This is a genomic window from Streptomyces sp., assembly GCF_035563135.1.
Lineage (GTDB): Bacteria > Actinomycetota > Actinomycetes > Streptomycetales > Streptomycetaceae > Streptomyces.
Genome location: NZ_DATMVN010000220.1, coordinates 1 through 15,521 on the forward strand (window position 1 = coordinate 1; position 15,521 = coordinate 15,521).

At 71.1% G+C, this 15,521-nt stretch carries 13 protein-coding genes and 2 pseudogenes; 8 read left to right on the plus strand and 7 right to left on the minus strand.

Annotated features, from left to right (window positions below; genetic code table 11):
- Positions 1-296 (minus strand): annotated as a pseudogene (locus VN520_RS09770) (bifunctional 3'-5' exonuclease/DNA polymerase); the annotation flags it as partial.
- A gap of 326 nt (positions 297-622) precedes the next feature.
- Here VN520_RS09770 and VN520_RS09775 point away from each other — a divergent pair.
- From VN520_RS09775 to VN520_RS09785, 3 genes are all read left to right on the plus strand, one after another.
- Positions 623-1,816, plus strand: coding sequence for a DUF2786 domain-containing protein (locus VN520_RS09775; protein ID WP_325746474.1), 1,194 nt, complete (start codon positions 623-625; stop codon positions 1,814-1,816).
- 37 nt (positions 1,817-1,853) lie between these two features.
- On the plus strand, positions 1,854-3,935 hold the full coding sequence (locus tag VN520_RS09780; protein WP_325746475.1) for an FUSC family protein: 2,082 nt from the start codon (positions 1,854-1,856) through the stop codon (positions 3,933-3,935).
- A 266-nt stretch (positions 3,936-4,201) separates the two neighbouring features.
- Complete coding sequence (locus VN520_RS09785) at positions 4,202-4,444, plus strand: DUF397 domain-containing protein (protein WP_099173559.1); 243 nt, start codon at positions 4,202-4,204, stop codon at positions 4,442-4,444.
- 85 nt (positions 4,445-4,529) lie between these two features.
- Here VN520_RS09785 and VN520_RS09790 read toward each other — a convergent pair whose 3' ends face one another.
- Positions 4,530-5,069, minus strand: coding sequence for an ATP-binding protein (locus VN520_RS09790; RefSeq protein WP_325746476.1), 540 nt, complete (start codon positions 5,067-5,069; stop codon positions 4,530-4,532).
- A gap of 359 nt (positions 5,070-5,428) precedes the next feature.
- On the opposite strand from VN520_RS09790, the gene VN520_RS09795 reads away from it, so the two are divergent.
- The 3 genes and pseudogenes from VN520_RS09795 to VN520_RS09805 form a co-directional block, all read left to right on the plus strand.
- Complete coding sequence (locus tag VN520_RS09795) at positions 5,429-6,292, plus strand: helix-turn-helix transcriptional regulator (RefSeq protein ID WP_325746477.1); 864 nt, start codon at positions 5,429-5,431, stop codon at positions 6,290-6,292.
- A 54-nt stretch (positions 6,293-6,346) separates the two neighbouring features.
- A complete protein-coding gene (locus VN520_RS09800) occupies positions 6,347-7,804 on the plus strand; it encodes an aldehyde dehydrogenase family protein (RefSeq protein WP_325746478.1) in 1,458 nt (485 codons plus the stop codon).
- Between the two features lie 100 nt (positions 7,805-7,904).
- Positions 7,905-8,129: pseudogene (locus tag VN520_RS09805) on the plus strand (PadR family transcriptional regulator); the annotation flags it as partial.
- A 92-nt stretch (positions 8,130-8,221) separates the two neighbouring features.
- Here the strand turns inward: VN520_RS09805 and VN520_RS09810 are convergent.
- From VN520_RS09810 to VN520_RS09820, 3 genes are all read right to left on the minus strand, one after another.
- The gene (locus VN520_RS09810; protein WP_325746479.1) at positions 8,222-9,646 is read right to left on the minus strand and encodes a glutamate decarboxylase; all 1,425 of its coding nucleotides are present in this window, start codon (positions 9,644-9,646) and stop codon (positions 8,222-8,224) included.
- Positions 9,647-9,658: 12 nt separating this feature from the next.
- Complete coding sequence (gene wrbA / locus VN520_RS09815; RefSeq protein ID WP_325746480.1) at positions 9,659-10,282, minus strand: NAD(P)H:quinone oxidoreductase; 624 nt, start codon at positions 10,280-10,282, stop codon at positions 9,659-9,661.
- Between the two features lie 68 nt (positions 10,283-10,350).
- Positions 10,351-10,716: a YbjQ family protein gene (locus VN520_RS09820; protein ID WP_325746481.1), complete on the minus strand. Its 366-nt coding sequence runs from the start codon at positions 10,714-10,716 to the stop codon at positions 10,351-10,353.
- 151 nt (positions 10,717-10,867) lie between these two features.
- Between VN520_RS09820 and VN520_RS09825 the strand changes: the two genes are divergently transcribed.
- Positions 10,868-12,178, plus strand: coding sequence for a DedA family protein (locus VN520_RS09825; protein ID WP_325746482.1), 1,311 nt, complete (start codon positions 10,868-10,870; stop codon positions 12,176-12,178).
- A gap of 72 nt (positions 12,179-12,250) precedes the next feature.
- On the opposite strand, the gene VN520_RS09830 is transcribed toward VN520_RS09825, so the two are convergent.
- Both VN520_RS09830 and VN520_RS09835 read right to left on the minus strand, forming a co-directional pair.
- The gene (locus VN520_RS09830; RefSeq protein WP_325746483.1) at positions 12,251-13,969 is read right to left on the minus strand and encodes a threonine/serine exporter family protein; all 1,719 of its coding nucleotides are present in this window, start codon (positions 13,967-13,969) and stop codon (positions 12,251-12,253) included.
- 198 nt (positions 13,970-14,167) lie between these two features.
- Complete coding sequence (locus VN520_RS09835) at positions 14,168-14,662, minus strand: inorganic diphosphatase (RefSeq protein ID WP_325746484.1); 495 nt, start codon at positions 14,660-14,662, stop codon at positions 14,168-14,170.
- Between the two features lie 86 nt (positions 14,663-14,748).
- Here VN520_RS09835 and VN520_RS09840 point away from each other — a divergent pair.
- Positions 14,749-15,521: D-alanyl-D-alanine carboxypeptidase (locus VN520_RS09840; protein ID WP_325746485.1), on the plus strand; the 773-nt coding region annotated here is incomplete at its 3' end.

Here is a 15,521-nt window from a genome sequence, read left to right on the forward strand (position 1 = left end):
GCCCAGGCCGCCGCGGCGGAGCGGGGCTCCCCGAGCCGCCCTTCGTGGCCGAGCAGCAGGAGCTCGGCGCACTCGATGTCGTAACACCGCTCGACCCGCACGCCTGCCGCGAGCAGCCGGGGATAGATCGCGGCGGTCGAGCGCCAGACCCAGCGGGCCACTTCGGGGCGGGAACGGACGGCCTCGACGAGGTCGGGCTCGGCCAGGACGGGACCGGCGGGCAGGCCGTCGCGTGTCAACGGCGCGAGGAACGCGCCGCCTTCCTCCGCGCTGGCCAAAGCCCAACGTTCGGTCATGTGCCGAGTCTTGCACCCGGCACTGACAGCAGCCGGGAGGTGCGGGGTGCGGGGTGCACCGGGGATCCGGCAGGCGGTGGCGGTGGCGGTGGAGGAAGTGGTGGAGGAAGCGGTCGTGTACGAGGAGTCCGGTGCCCCGAGGCCCTGCGCCGGGCCCAGGCCGAGGGCCTCCACGCCGGCCCCGGCAGATCAGGATGGAGGTCAGGGCCCCCGGGGGTGGTCCGGCCGCAGGGCCCTCAGCCCGGCGAGGCCGGACATGTACGCGGCAAGCGCGTCCCTGCTCCCCGGGGAACGCTGGAGACCCTGCCGCCGCCTACCCTGGCCCGATGGAATCGGTGATCGACCGGGCATGCGCCGCAGCCCTGTACTCGGACGGCGACGCGGGCCTGGACACCGGCGCCTCCCTCCTCGCCGCGGACCCGTCCGCCGACGAGGAGCTGCACCGCCGGGGCGAGGAGTTCGTCCGGCGGGCCTGGGCGCGCGGCTGGCAGCCCGCCGACGTCGTACGGACCGTCCGCCGCGAGCTGGACGAGACCGGGGCGGCGCTCGCCGCCGCACTGATCACGACGGAGACCTCGGCCTACGGACAACTGCCTCCGCGCTGGGCGGACCAGCTCGCCGCGATGCCCGCACCGCCGCCCCGCAACCGGCCCGACCGCTTCACGTACGCCTCCGCGCTCCTGGAGCTGTACCGGCTGCTGCTGCGGCTCCCGGCCATCGAGCCGGCCGGGCCGCCGCCCGGTACGGCGGCCGATGCTCCGTACCGGCCGCCGGCCCACGGTGAGCCCCGCATGCTCACCAGGATCCGGGCGCTGCTCGCCAAGGCGGAGGCGACCGGTTTCCCGGAGGAGGCCGAGGCGTTGACCACGAAGGCGCAGGAGCTGATGGCCCGGCACAGCATCGACGAGGCGCTCCTCGCCGCCCGTACGCACAGCGCCGATGTGCCGGGGGCTCTCCGGATCGGGGTCGACGCACCGTACGAGAGTGCGAAAGCCGTCCTGCTCGACTCCGTCGCCTCGGCGAACCGCTGCCGTGCCGTGTGGAACAGCGACCTCGGTTTCACCACCGTCGTGGGCTTCGAGCCGGACCTGGAGGCCGTGGAGCTGCTGTTCACCTCCCTGCTGGTGCAGGGCACGGCCGCGATGACGAAGGCGGAGGCCGGGCAGCGGGCCGGCGGACGCAAGCGGACCAAGACCTTCCGGCAGTCCTTCCTGATGGCGTACGCCCAGCGCCTGGGCAGCCGTCTCGCGGCGGACACCGCGCGGGTCACCGCCGCGGCCGGCTCGGAGGCCGGCACCGAAGGCCGCGAGGATGGCGCCGGGGCCCTGCTGCCGGTCCTGGCTGCCCGGGACGTCGCCGTCACCGGCGCAGCGGAGCGGATGTTCCCGAAAACCACCACGGCCCGGCTGCGGGGGGCGACGGACGCCGAGGGCTGGACCCACGGCACGGCCGCTGCCGACCGGGCCAGGATGGGTGGAGGAGAGCCGGAAATCCGCCGTCAGTCCGGCGGAGCGGCATAAGCCGGGATTGCCGGGTGAATCCCGCTACGCTCGGTCCATGAGCTGGCTCCGGGCGCTGAAGGAGACCGCCCGCTCGGGGCTGACGATCGAGCGGCGGCGTCTCGAACCGCTCATCGCGGTGCGCGGCGCGGCGGGTCTCGCCCTCGTCGTCGGGGGGAGCCTGGCGCTCTTCGGCCCGGTGATCGCCGCGAGTTCGGCGTTCGGCGCGTTCCAGGCGGCCATCGCCACCTTCCAGCGCAGCTGGCGGCCCCGGCCCGTGCTCGCCCTGGTCTCCGGGGCCAGTCTGGCCGTGTCGACCTTCGTCGGCTACCTCACCGTGACCCACACCCTGCTGTTCCTGGCCCTCCTGGTCCTCTGGACGTTCGCCGCCGGGATGACCTGGGCGGCCGGTCCGACGGGCGGCATCATCGCGGGCTCCAACGTCGCGATCATGCTGGTCACGATCACTCTGCCCACCTCCGTCGCCGACGCCGCGGCCCATGCCGCGATGATGGCGCTCGGCGGGCTCGTCCAGGCGGCGCTGATCGTGCTGTTCCCGGTCCGCAGATGGGGCGCCCAGCGCGACGCGCTCGCCGACGCCCTGGCCGGCGAGGCCGACTACGCCCGCAGGCTCCGGCACGACCCGGTCGCGCCCTTCGACCCCGTACCGCTGATGACCGCGCGCAACGCGGCCGCCGTCACCCCCCGCCAGGCCCGGCACCGCCCCGCCGACCTGCACGGCGCGCGCGGGGTCGCCGAACGGCTGCGCCCGGTCCTGGCGTCACTGGCGGATCCCGCCCTCGGGGTCCCGGCCGAGGGTCCCGAACGCTACTGGGCGCGGGAGATCCTCGGCGCCGCCGGGTCCCTGCTCGACTCCGCGGCCCGGGCGGTACGCCACGGCGACCCGGTACGGCTGGACGAGACGGCACTCTCCGTGCTGAAGTCCCCCGACACCGAGGTCATCCTCACCGGACCGCCCCGCCGGGCCGCCGACCGGCTCGTCTCCCTGCTCGCGGATGTCGTCGAGATCGCCGAGGGGACCGGTACGGACGACAGGACGCCCGGTGAACCCCTCGTCCCGCACCGCCGCCGTCCCACCCTGCTGCGGCTGGTCCCCGTCATCCACCGCTCCATGCGCCGCGAACTGCGCCGCGGATCGACGATCCTGCGCCATGCCGTCCGGGTGTCGGCGGTGGCCGCGGCGGGCTACCTCCTGGGGGCGGTGCTACCGTTCGGCCACGGCTACTGGGCGCCGATGACCGCCGTGATGGTGATGCGCCCGGAATTCACCCAGACGTATTCGCGGTCCGTGGCCCGCTTCCTGGGCACCGTGCTCGGCGTCGCCGTCGCCACCGGCATCGTGCAGGGCGCCCATCCGAACGCGGAGCTCTCCGCCGTGCTCGCGGTCGTCAGCGCCGCGCTGATGTACCTGCTGATGCGCACCGGATACGCGGTCAGCCAGGTCTGCGTCTCCGCCTACGTCGTCTTCCTGCTCGGCATGGCGGGTGACGACTGGTCGCAGACCGTGCCGGAACGGGTGGTGCTGACCCTCCTCGGCGGGATCATCGCGATGGTGGCGTACGCCCTCTACCCGGCCTGGGAGACCCCGCGGCTGCGCGACCGGCTCGCCGACTGGGTGATCACGGACGGGCGTTACGCGGCCACGGTCCTCGACCGGTACGCCGATCCCGCCTCCAGGAGCCTGGAGGACGTGCGCGCCGCCCTCCTCACCACCCGGGAGGCCCGCGTCGCCTGGCAGGAGGCGCTGGAGACGGCCCGGCACGAGCCCGTACGCCACCGGGGCATCGCCCGGACCTCCGCCGCGGACGCCCAGGACGCGCTCGCCCAGTTCGGCCGGGTCGCGATGCTCATGGAGGCCCACCTCCCCGCCGCGTCCGCCACGCCGGTGCCCGAGGCCGCCGGGCTGGCCGACGCGCTGCGCCGGGCCACCGAGGAGGGCGCGAAAGCGGTGCGGGAGCGCCGCGTCCCGGACTGGGAGCAGGTGAGGGAGGCACTGGCGCGCGGGAACCCGGCCCCGGGACCCCCGCCCGACCCCTTCGTGCGGAACGGAGCCACCCTGCTGCTGCGCGCGCTGGAGGACTTCTCGCGGGCACTGGAGATCAGCAGCGGGCGGGCTTAGAGGCGTCGGCGCATTTCTGCCCGTGACGTGAAAGACCGCACCGGGACGTCGGCACCGGATGAAACAACTCCCGGAAGCGGGAGCCAAATTGGCGTGCCGTTCGTCTCTTCCTCATGGAGAGTGGGGGAAGGGCGGACGGAACACGGGCAAAGCTGTAATCGGGTGCGCACCGCCCGTGCACGTGCATCTGCTCATGCATTGGCATATGAACACAGCTATGATCCGAGCTCGTTGACATTTGCACCTTGCAACTCGGGGAGCGTCCTGTGCACCACGTGTACAACGGCATGGCGGCCACAGAGCTTCGCGGGGTCGTCTGGCAGAAGAGCAGACACAGCAACTCCCAAGGATCATGCGTGGAGTTCGCGAAACTGCCCGGCGGAAATGTGGCGATGCGGAACTCGCGCCACCCCGACGGGCCCGCCCTGGTCTACACACCGGCCGAGATCGAGGCGCTGCTGCTCGGCGTCAAGGACGGGGAGTTCGACCATCTGGCCGCAGGCGCCTGACCGCCCGGGGCTCATGGCGGTCCGCGCGGGCCGGGCCGCGCGTCATGGCGCGCCCGGGTGCGGCGCACGGCGGCGCCCGTAAGGCCTACAGGGCGTCAGGGAAGGCGTCGAGCGGAACGGAGCGCTCCGGAGCCGCGTGGTCCGTCAGCCGGAAGAGAGCCCAGACCACCTTGCCGAAACCCCCGTCGGGCGGTGTGTCCCCGGCCGGTACGGGAGAGGGGTGCCAGCCCCAGCCGTCGCTGAACGACTCGACGAGGAACAGGCCCCGGCCGGACTCGGCCGAATCCGGCGCCTCGCCGACGACCGGCCCCTTCTCGCTGGGATCGCGCACCGCGCACACCAGCCGCGAGGTCCAGCGCATCAGATGCAGTCGTACGGAACAGTCCTGCCGCTCCCGCGCCACGTCGGCCGGAAGGGCGTGCCTCAGCGCGTTGGTGACCAGCTCGGACACGACCAGGGCGACGTCGTCGAAGCGGTCGCCCAGGTCCCAGGAGGTCAGCGTCGTGCGGGTGAACCGCCTCGCCCCGCCCACTGCTTCGTACCGGGCCGGCAGCGTGCAGGACGCCGAGCCCGCGACCGCCGAGAGGTCGATGGGGGGAAGCCCCTGCCGTAACGGCTCGAGCATCGTCGATCCATTCGTCCCCATGCGAGGCACTCCCGGGATTCGCGGCTGTAGCGGCACTGCTTCTGGCGGGCACTGCGGGTACAGCGGCACAACACGAACGAGCACGCAGGTGCGCGAGGACCATGGTTCCGAATGCGCAGAGCAGATGCAAGGGCAGATGCACGTGCACGCGCAGGTTCTGCCCGATAGCGTGCCGGTTCGGGCTCATTTCTTCCGCTTCCCAGTTTTGGAGCTTTCGGAAAGTCTTGCCATTTCTGTAATCGAATGAGTACGGGCTGAAGCGTTTTGGTGGCAGAATCCGCCTCCGGGGTTCGGGGGAGCTCCGGAGCAAGGGAAGCGATGGGGAGGCTGGGGAGCCGGTGTCGGCAGGCGAGTCGAGTGGTTCTGTGGTGCGGCGCATCCTGCTGGGCTCACAGCTCAGGCGCCTGCGCGAGTCGCGCGGCATCACCCGTGAGGCGGCCGGCTACTCCATCCGTGCCTCCGAATCGAAGATCAGCCGCATGGAGTTGGGACGGGTGAGCTTCAAGGCCAGGGACGTCGAGGACCTGCTCACGCTGTACGGAGTCACGGACGAGGCGGAGCGGGATTCGCTCCTGGGCCTGGCCCGTGAAGCCAATGTGGCGGGCTGGTGGCACAGCTACGGCGATGTGCTGCCCGGCTGGTTCCAGACGTATATCGGTCTGGAGGGAGCGGCCTCGCTCATCCGGATCTACGAAGTCCAGTTCGTCCACGGTCTGTTGCAGACCGAGGAGTACGCCCATGCCGTCGTCGCGCGGGGCATGCCCGGCGCGCCGGCCGCCGAGATCGACCGCAGGGTCGCGCTGCGGCTGGCGCGGCAGAAGGCGCTCGTCTCCGAGCGCGCCCCCCGCTTCCATGCCGTGCTCGACGAGGCGGCGCTGCGCCGTCCGTACGGCGGGCGTGAGGTGATGCGTGCGCAACTGCGGCATCTGATCGATATGTCGGAGCAGCCGAATATCACTCTCCAGGTGATGCCCTTCAGCTTCGGCGGCCACGCCGGCGAGAGCGGGGCATTCACCATGCTGCGTTTTCCGGAATCCGATCTGTCGGACATCGTCTATCTGGAGCAGCTGACGAGCGCGCTCTATCTGGACAAGGCCGAAGAAGTCGCCCAGTACGAAAAGGCGATGACCCGGCTCCACGAGGACAGCCCGGGGCCCGAGGAGAGCCGGGATCTTCTTCGAGGGCTCCTTCAACTGGCTTGATTCGCCAGTACGATGACAGGCCGACAGGAGTCTGTGCCTGCAGTAAGGGATTGCATGTCCTTCCCCAGTGAACTGGCCCGCCAGTACATCGACGGTGAGTGGCTGACCGGCAGCGGTGCGTGGGACATCATTGATTTCAATCCCGGCAACGGCGAAAAACTCTGCTCCGTCACCGTGGCCACCGCGGAGGAAGTCGATCTCGCCTACCGGGCTGCCGAACGCGCGCAGCGGGAATGGGCGGCCGTCAGTCCTTATGAGCGCCGTGCGGTCCTCGACAACGCGGTGCGGCTCGTCGGGGAACGCAGCGGCGAAATCACCGAGCTGATCATCGAAGAGCTCGGCGGTACCCGGGAGAGGGCCGCATACGAGGTGGAGGCCGCGCAGGAGCTCCTGCGTGAGGCCGCCGGGCAGGCGATGTCCCCGGTGGCCGGGCTGCTGCCGTCGGCCGCCGGCGGCAGGGAGGACCGGGTCTACCGGCTGCCCGTCGGGGTCGTCGGAGTGATCGGTGCCTTCGATTTCCCCCTCCTGGTGACGATGAGGACCGTCGCCCCCGCGCTCGCACTCGGCAACGCGGTCGTGGTGAAACCCCATCAGCACGCCCCGGTCACCGGTGGTGGACTGGTGGCCCGGGTGTTCGAGGACGCCGGGCTGCCCGCAGGGCTCCTCAACGTCCTCATCACCGACAGCGCCGAGATCGGCGACTCGTTCATCCAGCACCCCGTGCCCGAGGTGATCTCGTTCACCGGCTCGGCCCGGGTCGGCCGCCATGTCGCCGCCGTGGCCGCCGGGCTCCTCAAGCGGACCGTCCTCGAACTGAGCGGCAGCAGCGCCCTGGTCGTGCTGGAGGACGCCGATCTCGACCATGCGGTGCGGGACGTCGTCCACAGCCGCTTCCTGTTCCAGGGGCAGGCCGGCGTGGCCGCCCGCCGCATCCTGGTGGCCCGGTCGGTGGAGAAGGAGTTCACCGAACGGCTGACCGCCGCGGTGTCCACCCTCCCGCCAGGAGATACGGGCGACCCGGACGCCCGTATCGGGCCGGCCCTCAGCGCGTTCCAGGCCGAGGCGCTCACCGCGCTGGTCGACGGGGCGATCGAGGCCGGTGCCACCGCGCTCGTCCGGGGCCGCGCACGGGGGAACCGCGTCGGTCCGACCGTGCTGTCCGGGCTGCCGGAGGGGTCCCCGCTGCTGGAGCAGGAGATCTTCGGTCCCGTGACGCTGCTGGTGCCGTTCGACGGTGAGGGCGAGGCCGTCCGCATCGTCAACGGCACCCCCTGCGGGCTGAGCGGTGCCGTTCACACGGCGGACGTCGAACGCGGAGTGCGGTTCGCGCGGCGGATCACCGGCGGCACCTTCCACGTCGGCGGCGCGGCCGTGCAGGGAGGCCCGGTGGCCGCGTCCGGGTGGGAGGAGAGGCCCGGCACGGGACGGCTGAACGGTGCGGCCGCCGTGGAGGCGTTCACCACCCGGAAGTGGATCTCGGTGCAGCACGGGCGAACGGTCTTTCCCTTCTGAGCGGGCGGACCGAGGCCAGGACCCGGCCTCGTCCTGGCGCCGAAGAGGCGGGCCACGCCGGTCAGAGCCGCATACGAAGGGCGGGCGCTGTGGCGGCGGGCTCACCGGCCACTGCACGCCGCCGGACGGTCCGGAACCGTCCGGGCACCTCGGCGAGGTCATGAACACGTGGGTGCACCCGGCGGCTGCGGGCGCCGAGTGGACCCGCGGCCTGATCGCACGGATCGAAGCGGGGGCCTACACCTTCGCGGGAGAGGGCGAACCGTTCGTCGGAGTGCTCTCCGAGGGGCAGGAGGGCCCGTTCGCCACCGGTCTCCCCGATCCGGACGGCGCCGGACCGCTGTGGAGGCACGTGGCTCAGCGCCGGCCGCCGCCCTGGGGCCGGGGGCAGAGGGCAGAGGGCAGAGGGCCGGGGCGTCAGTGGTGGAAGGCCGTCTGAGCCCCCCGGTCCCGGTGCAGCGGATGCGCCTGACCGCGTAGTTCGGGCAGGAGCCGGCGCAGGTCGTCCATCAGCAGCTCCGCGAGATCCGAGGAGAAGCCGTTGCGGCAGACGACACGCAGCACCGAGAGATCCTGGCGGTTGGCGGGGAAGGTGTACGCGGGCACCAGCCAGCCGCGCTCCCTGAGCCGCCTCGACACGTCGAAGACGTCGTACGCCTCCACCTCGGGCTTCGTCGTCACGGCGAACACCGGGAGTTCGTCGCCCCGGGTGAGGAGCCTGAAGTCGTCCAGGGTCTCGAATTCCGCGGCGAGGCGCCGCGCGATGTCCCGGGAGGCCTGCTGAACGGCCCGGTAGCCCTCCCGTCCCAGCCGCAGGAACGTGTAGTACTGCGCGACCACCTGCGCGCCGGGCCGGGAGAAGTTCAGTGCGAAGGTCGGCATGTCGCCGCCCAGGTAGTTGACCCGGAAGACCAGTTCCTCCGGCAGCTCGGCCGGTGAACGCCACAGCGCCCAGCCCACACCCGGATAGACCAGGCCGTACTTGTGCCCGGAGGTGTTGATCGAGGAGACCCTCGGGAGCCGGAAGTCCCACACCACGTCCTCGTCGAGGAAGGGGGCCACCATCGCGCCGGACGCCCCGTCCACGTGGACCGGGATGTCGAGGCCGGTGCGCTCCTGGAGGTCGTCCAGCGCCGCGCACAGCTCCGCGACCGGCTCGTAGGAACCGTCGAAGGTGGAGCCGAGGATCCCGACCACGCCGATCGTGTTCTCGTCGCACAGCTCGGCGGCCGCCTGCGGGTCCAGACGGAAGCGCTCGCCCTCCATCGGGACCTGGCGTGGCTCCACCTCCCAGAAGGTGCAGAACTTCTCCCAGCAGACCTGCACATTGACGCCCATCACCAGATTGGGGCGGGCGGTCGCGGGATACCGGCCGGCGTTCCTGGCGGACCAGCGGCGCTTGAGCGCCATTCCCGCCAGCATGCAGGCCTCGCTGGAGCCCGTGGTCGAACAGCCCACCGCGGTCGCCGGATCGGGGGCGTTCCAGAGGTCGGCGAGCATCGCCACACAGCGCCGCTCCAGTTCGGCGGTGCGCGGGTACTCGTCCCTGTCGATCATGTTCTTGTCCCGGCACTCGCCCATCAGCACACCGGCCTGGGGCTCCATCCAGGTGGTGACGAAGGTCGCGAGATTGAGCCGGGAGTTCCCGTCGAGCATCAGCTCGTCGTGGACGAGCCGGTAGGCGGTCGACGGGGGCAGCGGGCCGTCGGGGAGGCGGTGCGCCGGCGGCGCCGCGACCATCGGAGCGGTCGGATCGGCCTCCCCGAAGAACGGGTTGAGGGCGAGTCTGCGGTGTTCGTCGGACGGTACGGGCCTGCCGTGGGATCCCTGGTGGAGCGGCATGGACGCTCCCTCTCAGCCCTCGGCGGCGAGTCCGGCCTTCAGGGCCCGGGTGAATTTCACGACGCGTTCGGTCTGGACCCGCGCGGCGGTCAGGGTCTGCTCGGTGACCGGGAGGTCGCCCTGACCCGAGACGTGGGAGGTGCCGTACGGGTTGCCGTCGGCGAACTTCGAGGGGTCCGTGTATCCAGGAGGGACCAGGATGCCGCCGAAGTGGTGGACCGTGTTGTACAGCGCCAGCAGGGTGGACTCCTGACCGCCGTGGGTGGTGCTGCTGGAGGTGAAGCCGCTGTAGACCTTGTCGGCGAGCTGCCCCGCCTGCCAGAGGCCTCCCAGCGTGTCGAGGAACTGCTTCAGCTGGGCGGCGACATTGCCGTACCGGGTGGGCGTGCCGAGGAGCACCGCGTCCGCCCAGACCATGTCGTCCGGCGAGACCTCGGGGATGCCGGCGGTCGCTCTCGCGTGCTCGGCCCAGGCCGGATTGGAGTCGATGGCCGCCTGCGGGGCGAGCTCGGCGGCCTTGCGCAGGCGTACCTGCGCGCCGGCGTTCTCGGCGTCCTTCGCCATGGCCCTGGCGATCGTGGAAATGGTGCCGGTGGAGGAGTAGTAGATGACGGCGACGTTGACGGACACGGGCATGAGGGAACCTCCTGGAGCGGGATCGGGGGATCGGGGGATCGGGGGATCGGGGGAGCGGGAAGCGCCGGTCAGGTCTTGCTGATCACGGCCGCCGTGCCGTAGGCACAGACCTCGGTACCCACGTCGGCCGCCTCGCTCACGTCGAAGCGCATCATCAGCACCGCGTTCGCACCGCGAGCCCTGGCCTGGTCCACGAGCCGCTCCATCGCCTGGCTGCGGGCCTCGACGAGCGTCTTGGTGAGTCCCTTCAGCTCACCGCCGATCATCGACTTCAGGCCGGCGCCGATCTGGCTGCCGAGGTGCCGGGAGCGGACCGTGAGCCCGAACACCTCCCCGATGATCTGCGTCACCTGGTGGCCGGGCACGTCGTTCGTGGTGACGACCAGGACATCCGCCTGGGGTGTCTGTCCACCGCCGTAGTCCTCAATGCCCATGGTGTGGCACCTCCTGGACACAGTTTTGCCCCGGTTCGTCCCGCACGCATCCTTGCCTACGCCAGTGGAACCCAGGCGTCCGCCACAGCGTTGATAGCTTGGGGCGGCCACGCAGCCGCGCACACACCGACCAACCCTGGAGCCCGGACCCTTGAATACGCTTGCGCTCGGCCCGAGCTGGCTGGACCCGGATTATCTGCTCAACACCTTCGGGCTTCCCGGCCTTCTGCTCATCGTGTTCGCCGAGTCCGGACTGCTGATCGGGTTCTTCCTGCCCGGCGACTCCCTGCTGTTCACCACGGGTCTTCTGGTGACCACGGGTGATCTGAAGTACCCGCTGTGGCTGGTCTGCGTCCTGGTGGCCCTGGCGGCGATCATCGGCGACCAGGTCGGTTACCTCTTCGGCCGCAAGGTGGGACCGGCTCTCTTCAAACGCCCGGACTCCCGTCTCTTCAAGCAGGAGAACGTCGAGAAGGCCCACGACTTCTTCGAGAAGTACGGCCCGAAGTCGCTGGTACTGGCCCGCTTCGTGCCCGTCGTCCGGACCTTCACGCCGATCATCGCCGGTGTGAGCCGGATGGACTACCGCTCGTTCATCACGTTCAACATCATCGGCGGCATTCTCTGGGGCGTCGGGGTGACGGTGCTCGGCGCGGCCCTCGGCAAGATCGACTTCGTGCACGAGAACATCGAGATGATCCTCATCCTGATCGTGCTGGTCTCGGTACTGCCGATCGTTTTCGAGTTCCTGCGGGCCCGCAGCAAGTCGAAGAAGGAAGGCGTCGCGCAGCAGGGCGACGACCAGGACCACTCGGACGGCTTCCACGAGGGAGCGGGACCCGACAGCCAGGTGCCGGCCGCCCACGCCTACCCCGGAGAGCGGACGGCCCCGTACGGCGGCGGTCAGACAGGTCAGTACGGCGGTCAAGGCACGCAGTACGGCCACGGTCAGGCGGGTCCGTACGGCGGCGGTCAGGCGGGTCAGTACGGCGCTGCTCAGGGCGGCCAGTACGGCGCTGCTCAGGGTCAGTACGGCACCGATCAGAGCGGTCAGTACGGCGGTGGCCAGTACACGCCCTCCCAGGATGGTCAGTACGGCGGTGGTCAGTACGGTGCCGCGAACCAGGGTGGTCAGTACGGTGCCGCGAACCAAGGTGGTCAGTACGGCGGTGGTCAGTACGGTGCCGCGGACCAGGGTGGCCAGTACGGCGGCGTGGACCAGGGTGGCCAGTACGGCGGTGGTCAGTACGGTGCCGCGAACCAGGGTGGCCAGTACGGCGGCGCAGATCAGAACGGCCAGTACGGCGGCGTGGACCAGAACGGCCAGTACGGCGGCGCAGATCAGAACGGCCAGTACGGCGCCGTGGACCAGAACGGCCAGTACGGCGGCGATCAGGCGGCCCCGTACTACGGCCAGGAGGACGACCCGGGCCAGCACGGGTGGCAGCAGCACAGGCGCTGACCCCTCCACGCACCCGACGAGTGGCGCCCCGGCCCCCCACAGGGGCCGGGGCGCCACTCGTCGCGGGAGTTGTCAGAAGCCGCGGGTCCGCTTGGCCGCACGGCGGGACGCGCCCTCGACCGCGCCCGGCACCCGCATGAACAGCCGCGAGATCTCGCTTCCCAGATTGACCCCGATGGCGATCGCCAGCGCCGTGGCGACAGCGGTGAAGAGCGAGGTGAGCCCGGAGTCCACCTCGTTCTGCGCGACGCCCAGCAGACCGAAGTAGGTCGCCGAACCGGGCAGCAGCGGCCCGATCGCCGCCGTGATGTAGGGCAGCGACGAGGTGTAGCGGTAGCGCGAGAACAACTGGCCGAAAAGCCCCACCAGACCGGCCGCCACCGCCGTCGCCGCCACCGGCGAGAAGCCGCCCTCGCGGGCCATAGCCCCGTAGATGACCCAGGCCACGCCTCCGTTGAGGGTCACGGCGAGGACCGTCGACCGCTCCTGCTGGAGCAGGATCGCGAAGGCCAGCGTGAGCGCCATCGAGGCCAGGATCTGGAGCACCGGCCTGTCATTGGGCTCGAACCGCGCCTCCGGGTTGAGCTCGGCCCCGAGCTGGACCCCCAGATAGAGCATCAGCAGCACGCCTGCCACGATGCCGATGAAGAAGTACATCACTTCCAGGAGCCGGGCACCCGCGGTGATGTAGTAGCCGGTCAGGCCGTCCTGCACACCGGCGACGAGGGCCCGCCCGGGCAGCAGCGCGAACAACCCACCGGTGATGACCGCGGACGGCCGCACATCCGTCGAATGGGTGAGGGTCAGCGCGATGCCCATGGCCGCCGGGGGCATGGCCGCGGCCATGAACTGGTAGAACTCGGGCAGCCCGCGACCGGCGCAGAGCCAGGCCAGCCGGTCGCCGAGCATCGCACCCGCCGCCGCCACGATGAAGACCAGCACACCACCGCCGACCAGCACCGATGCCGAGCCGGCGAGCAGACCGGCGGCGGCCGTCAGGACCCATCCCGGATACGGGTGCCGGTTACGGCGGATCTCGGCCAGGCGGCGGTAGGCCTCCTCCAGCGAGACCTCGACGTGTTCCGCCGTGGTGATGTCGTCGATCAGCCGGAACACGGCTGCCAGCCGCGTGTAGTCGGTGCCGCGGCGGCGTACGGTGCGGCTGGCCGTCACGGGGTCGTCGACCAGTGACGGCTGGTACGAGATGGACAGCAGGGTGAAGGTGACCGTCGGCTCGGAGCGGTCGAGTCCGTACGCGGGTGTCACCGCAAACATGGCCGCTTCGACGTCCTCGGCGCCCTCGCCGCCCGCGAGCAGCAGTTCCCCGATACGCAGGGTCAGGTCGAGCACGCGCGGTACCGCAGGACCCGAGTCGTCGGTCCTCTGCACGCTCTCCGGCGCCGGACGCTCGGTCACCGGCATCCGCAGCATGGTGCGCATCCGGTCCTGCCAAGGAGCTTCCTTGGTCAGCCGGACCATCGGGATGCCGTGCGCGGGAGTGAACGTGGGCGGCTGGTGCTGGGCGCTGTATCCGCTCGGCGGGACGAAGGCGCTGCGCGTCTCGTCGGGCCCCGGACCGCTGCCCCCCGGCCCGGAAGCGGAACCCGGGCCGGACCCGGGCGACGCCGACGGATCGGTGTGCAGACCGGCCGGAAGGGCGAATTCCGATGTCGGATGGTCGTCCTCGGACGGGCCCGTCGGCTGCTCCACACCGGCCGGCGGGACGAAGGCACTGCGCGCCTCGTCGGACTGGGGCTTCTGGTCCTCGGGACCGCCCTGTTCCGCCACCACTCGACCTCGTTCCTGCTCGACCGCTCGTTCCGGGAGCGCTTCTGCCCAGTATGGGCACGGGCATGGGCCGCCACACGCAACGGGCGGCGCACCGGTGAAGGTGCGCCGCCCGTCGTCCGTACGGTCAGCCGGGCCGATGGGCCCTGTGTGCCGCGATCCGCGCCCTCCCGCTGTCAAGCGGAAGCCGGAGGGGTGGCGTCAGTGCGCGCCGCCCTGCGCCTCGAGGCGCTTGTAGGAAGCCTCGATCTCGGCCTCGGCCTCGGCGCGGCCGACCCAGTCGGCGCCCTCGACGGACTTGCCCGGCTCCAGGTCCTTGTAGACCTCGAAGAAGTGCTGGATCTCCAGGCGGTCGAACTCCGAAACGTGGTGAGTGTCGCGCAGGTGCTCCACCCGGGGGTCGGACGCCGGGACGCACAGCAGCTTGTCGTCGCCGCCGGCCTCGTCGGTCATCCGGAACATGCCGATGGCGCGGCACTTGATGAGGCAGCCGGGGAAGGTCGGCTCGTCCAGGATGACCAGCGCGTCCAGCGGGTCGCCGTCCTCGCCGAGGGTGTTCTCCACGAAGCCGTAGTCGGCCGGGTAGCTGGTCGAGGTGAAGAGTCGACGGTCAAGGCGGATCCGACCGGTCTCGTGGTCCACCTCGTACTTGTTCCGCGAACCCTTCGGGATCTCGATGGTGACGTCGAACTCCACGGGTGGCTCCTCCATGATCAACACATACGACTGGTGGTTAAGTGTCCCTCACGCAGATGAGTGCTCGCGAAAGGGGCTGGTCAACGGTGGCCGAGCCGGTGGACAGACCGACGGACGAACCGTTGAACAGGCGGGGCAGGTGGAACACCCCGAAGTACCTGAGGCGTGGGAGCGGACCGCGTGACCTCCGGCTCGTCGCAGGATCCGCGCTGCTCGGCCTGGTGGTCGCCGCCGGTGCCGTCCTTGCCGCCGGTCCCTGGGACTCCGGTCAGCGTAAGGCCGAGCGGGACCGAGCAGTCGCCCAGCAGCGCGCAGGTGGCGCACATCACGAAGGGACCGGGCCCGAGCCCGCCCCCAGCGCGCCCGCCGTCCTGGGCGTCCTCGGTGCCACGGCCGGCCTCACGGCCCCGGCGGGCGCGAGCGGCCTGGAGGCCGCGCTCACGCCCCTGCTGGACGCGCCCGCCCTCGGCTCCGTGCGCACCGCCGTGGTCGTCGACACGGCCACCGGCAAGCAGCTGTACGCGCGCGGCGCGGCGACTCCCATGACCCCCGCGTCCACGGTGAAGATCGCCACGACAGCGGCCGCGCTCTCCGCGCTGGGCCCCGCCCACCGCATCGCGACGACGGTGGCGCTCTCCCCGGACTCCCGGACGCTCACCCTCGTCGGCGGCGGCGACCCCACCCTGGACAAGGCGGCCCTGCGCGCCCTGGCCGCCGGCGCCGCGCGTTCCCTGCGCGGCGGCGACGCCGGCCCGGTGCGGCTGACGTACGACACCTCGCTCTACTCCGGACCGGCCCTCCACCCCATCGGCCCCAACGAGAACATCACGCCTGTCAGCGCGCTCATGGTCGACGAGGG

Bases quoted from the DNA above. Each gene is read 5' to 3' on its own strand.
- VN520_RS09775 (WP_325746474.1), top strand. From the start codon at position 623: ATGGAATCGGTGATCGACCGGGCATGCGCCGCAGCCCTGTACTCGGAC.
- VN520_RS09780 (WP_325746475.1), top strand. From the start codon at position 1,854: ATGAGCTGGCTCCGGGCGCTGAAGGAGACCGCCCGCTCGGGGCTGACG.
- VN520_RS09790 (WP_325746476.1), bottom strand. From the start codon at position 5,069: ATGCTCGAGCCGTTACGGCAGGGGCTTCCCCCCATCGACCTCTCGGCG.
- VN520_RS09800 (WP_325746478.1), top strand. From the start codon at position 6,347: ATGTCCTTCCCCAGTGAACTGGCCCGCCAGTACATCGACGGTGAGTGG.
- VN520_RS09810 (WP_325746479.1), bottom strand. From the start codon at position 9,646: ATGCCGCTCCACCAGGGATCCCACGGCAGGCCCGTACCGTCCGACGAA.
- wrbA (WP_325746480.1), bottom strand. From the start codon at position 10,282: ATGCCCGTGTCCGTCAACGTCGCCGTCATCTACTACTCCTCCACCGGC.
- VN520_RS09820 (WP_325746481.1), bottom strand. From the start codon at position 10,716: ATGGGCATTGAGGACTACGGCGGTGGACAGACACCCCAGGCGGATGTC.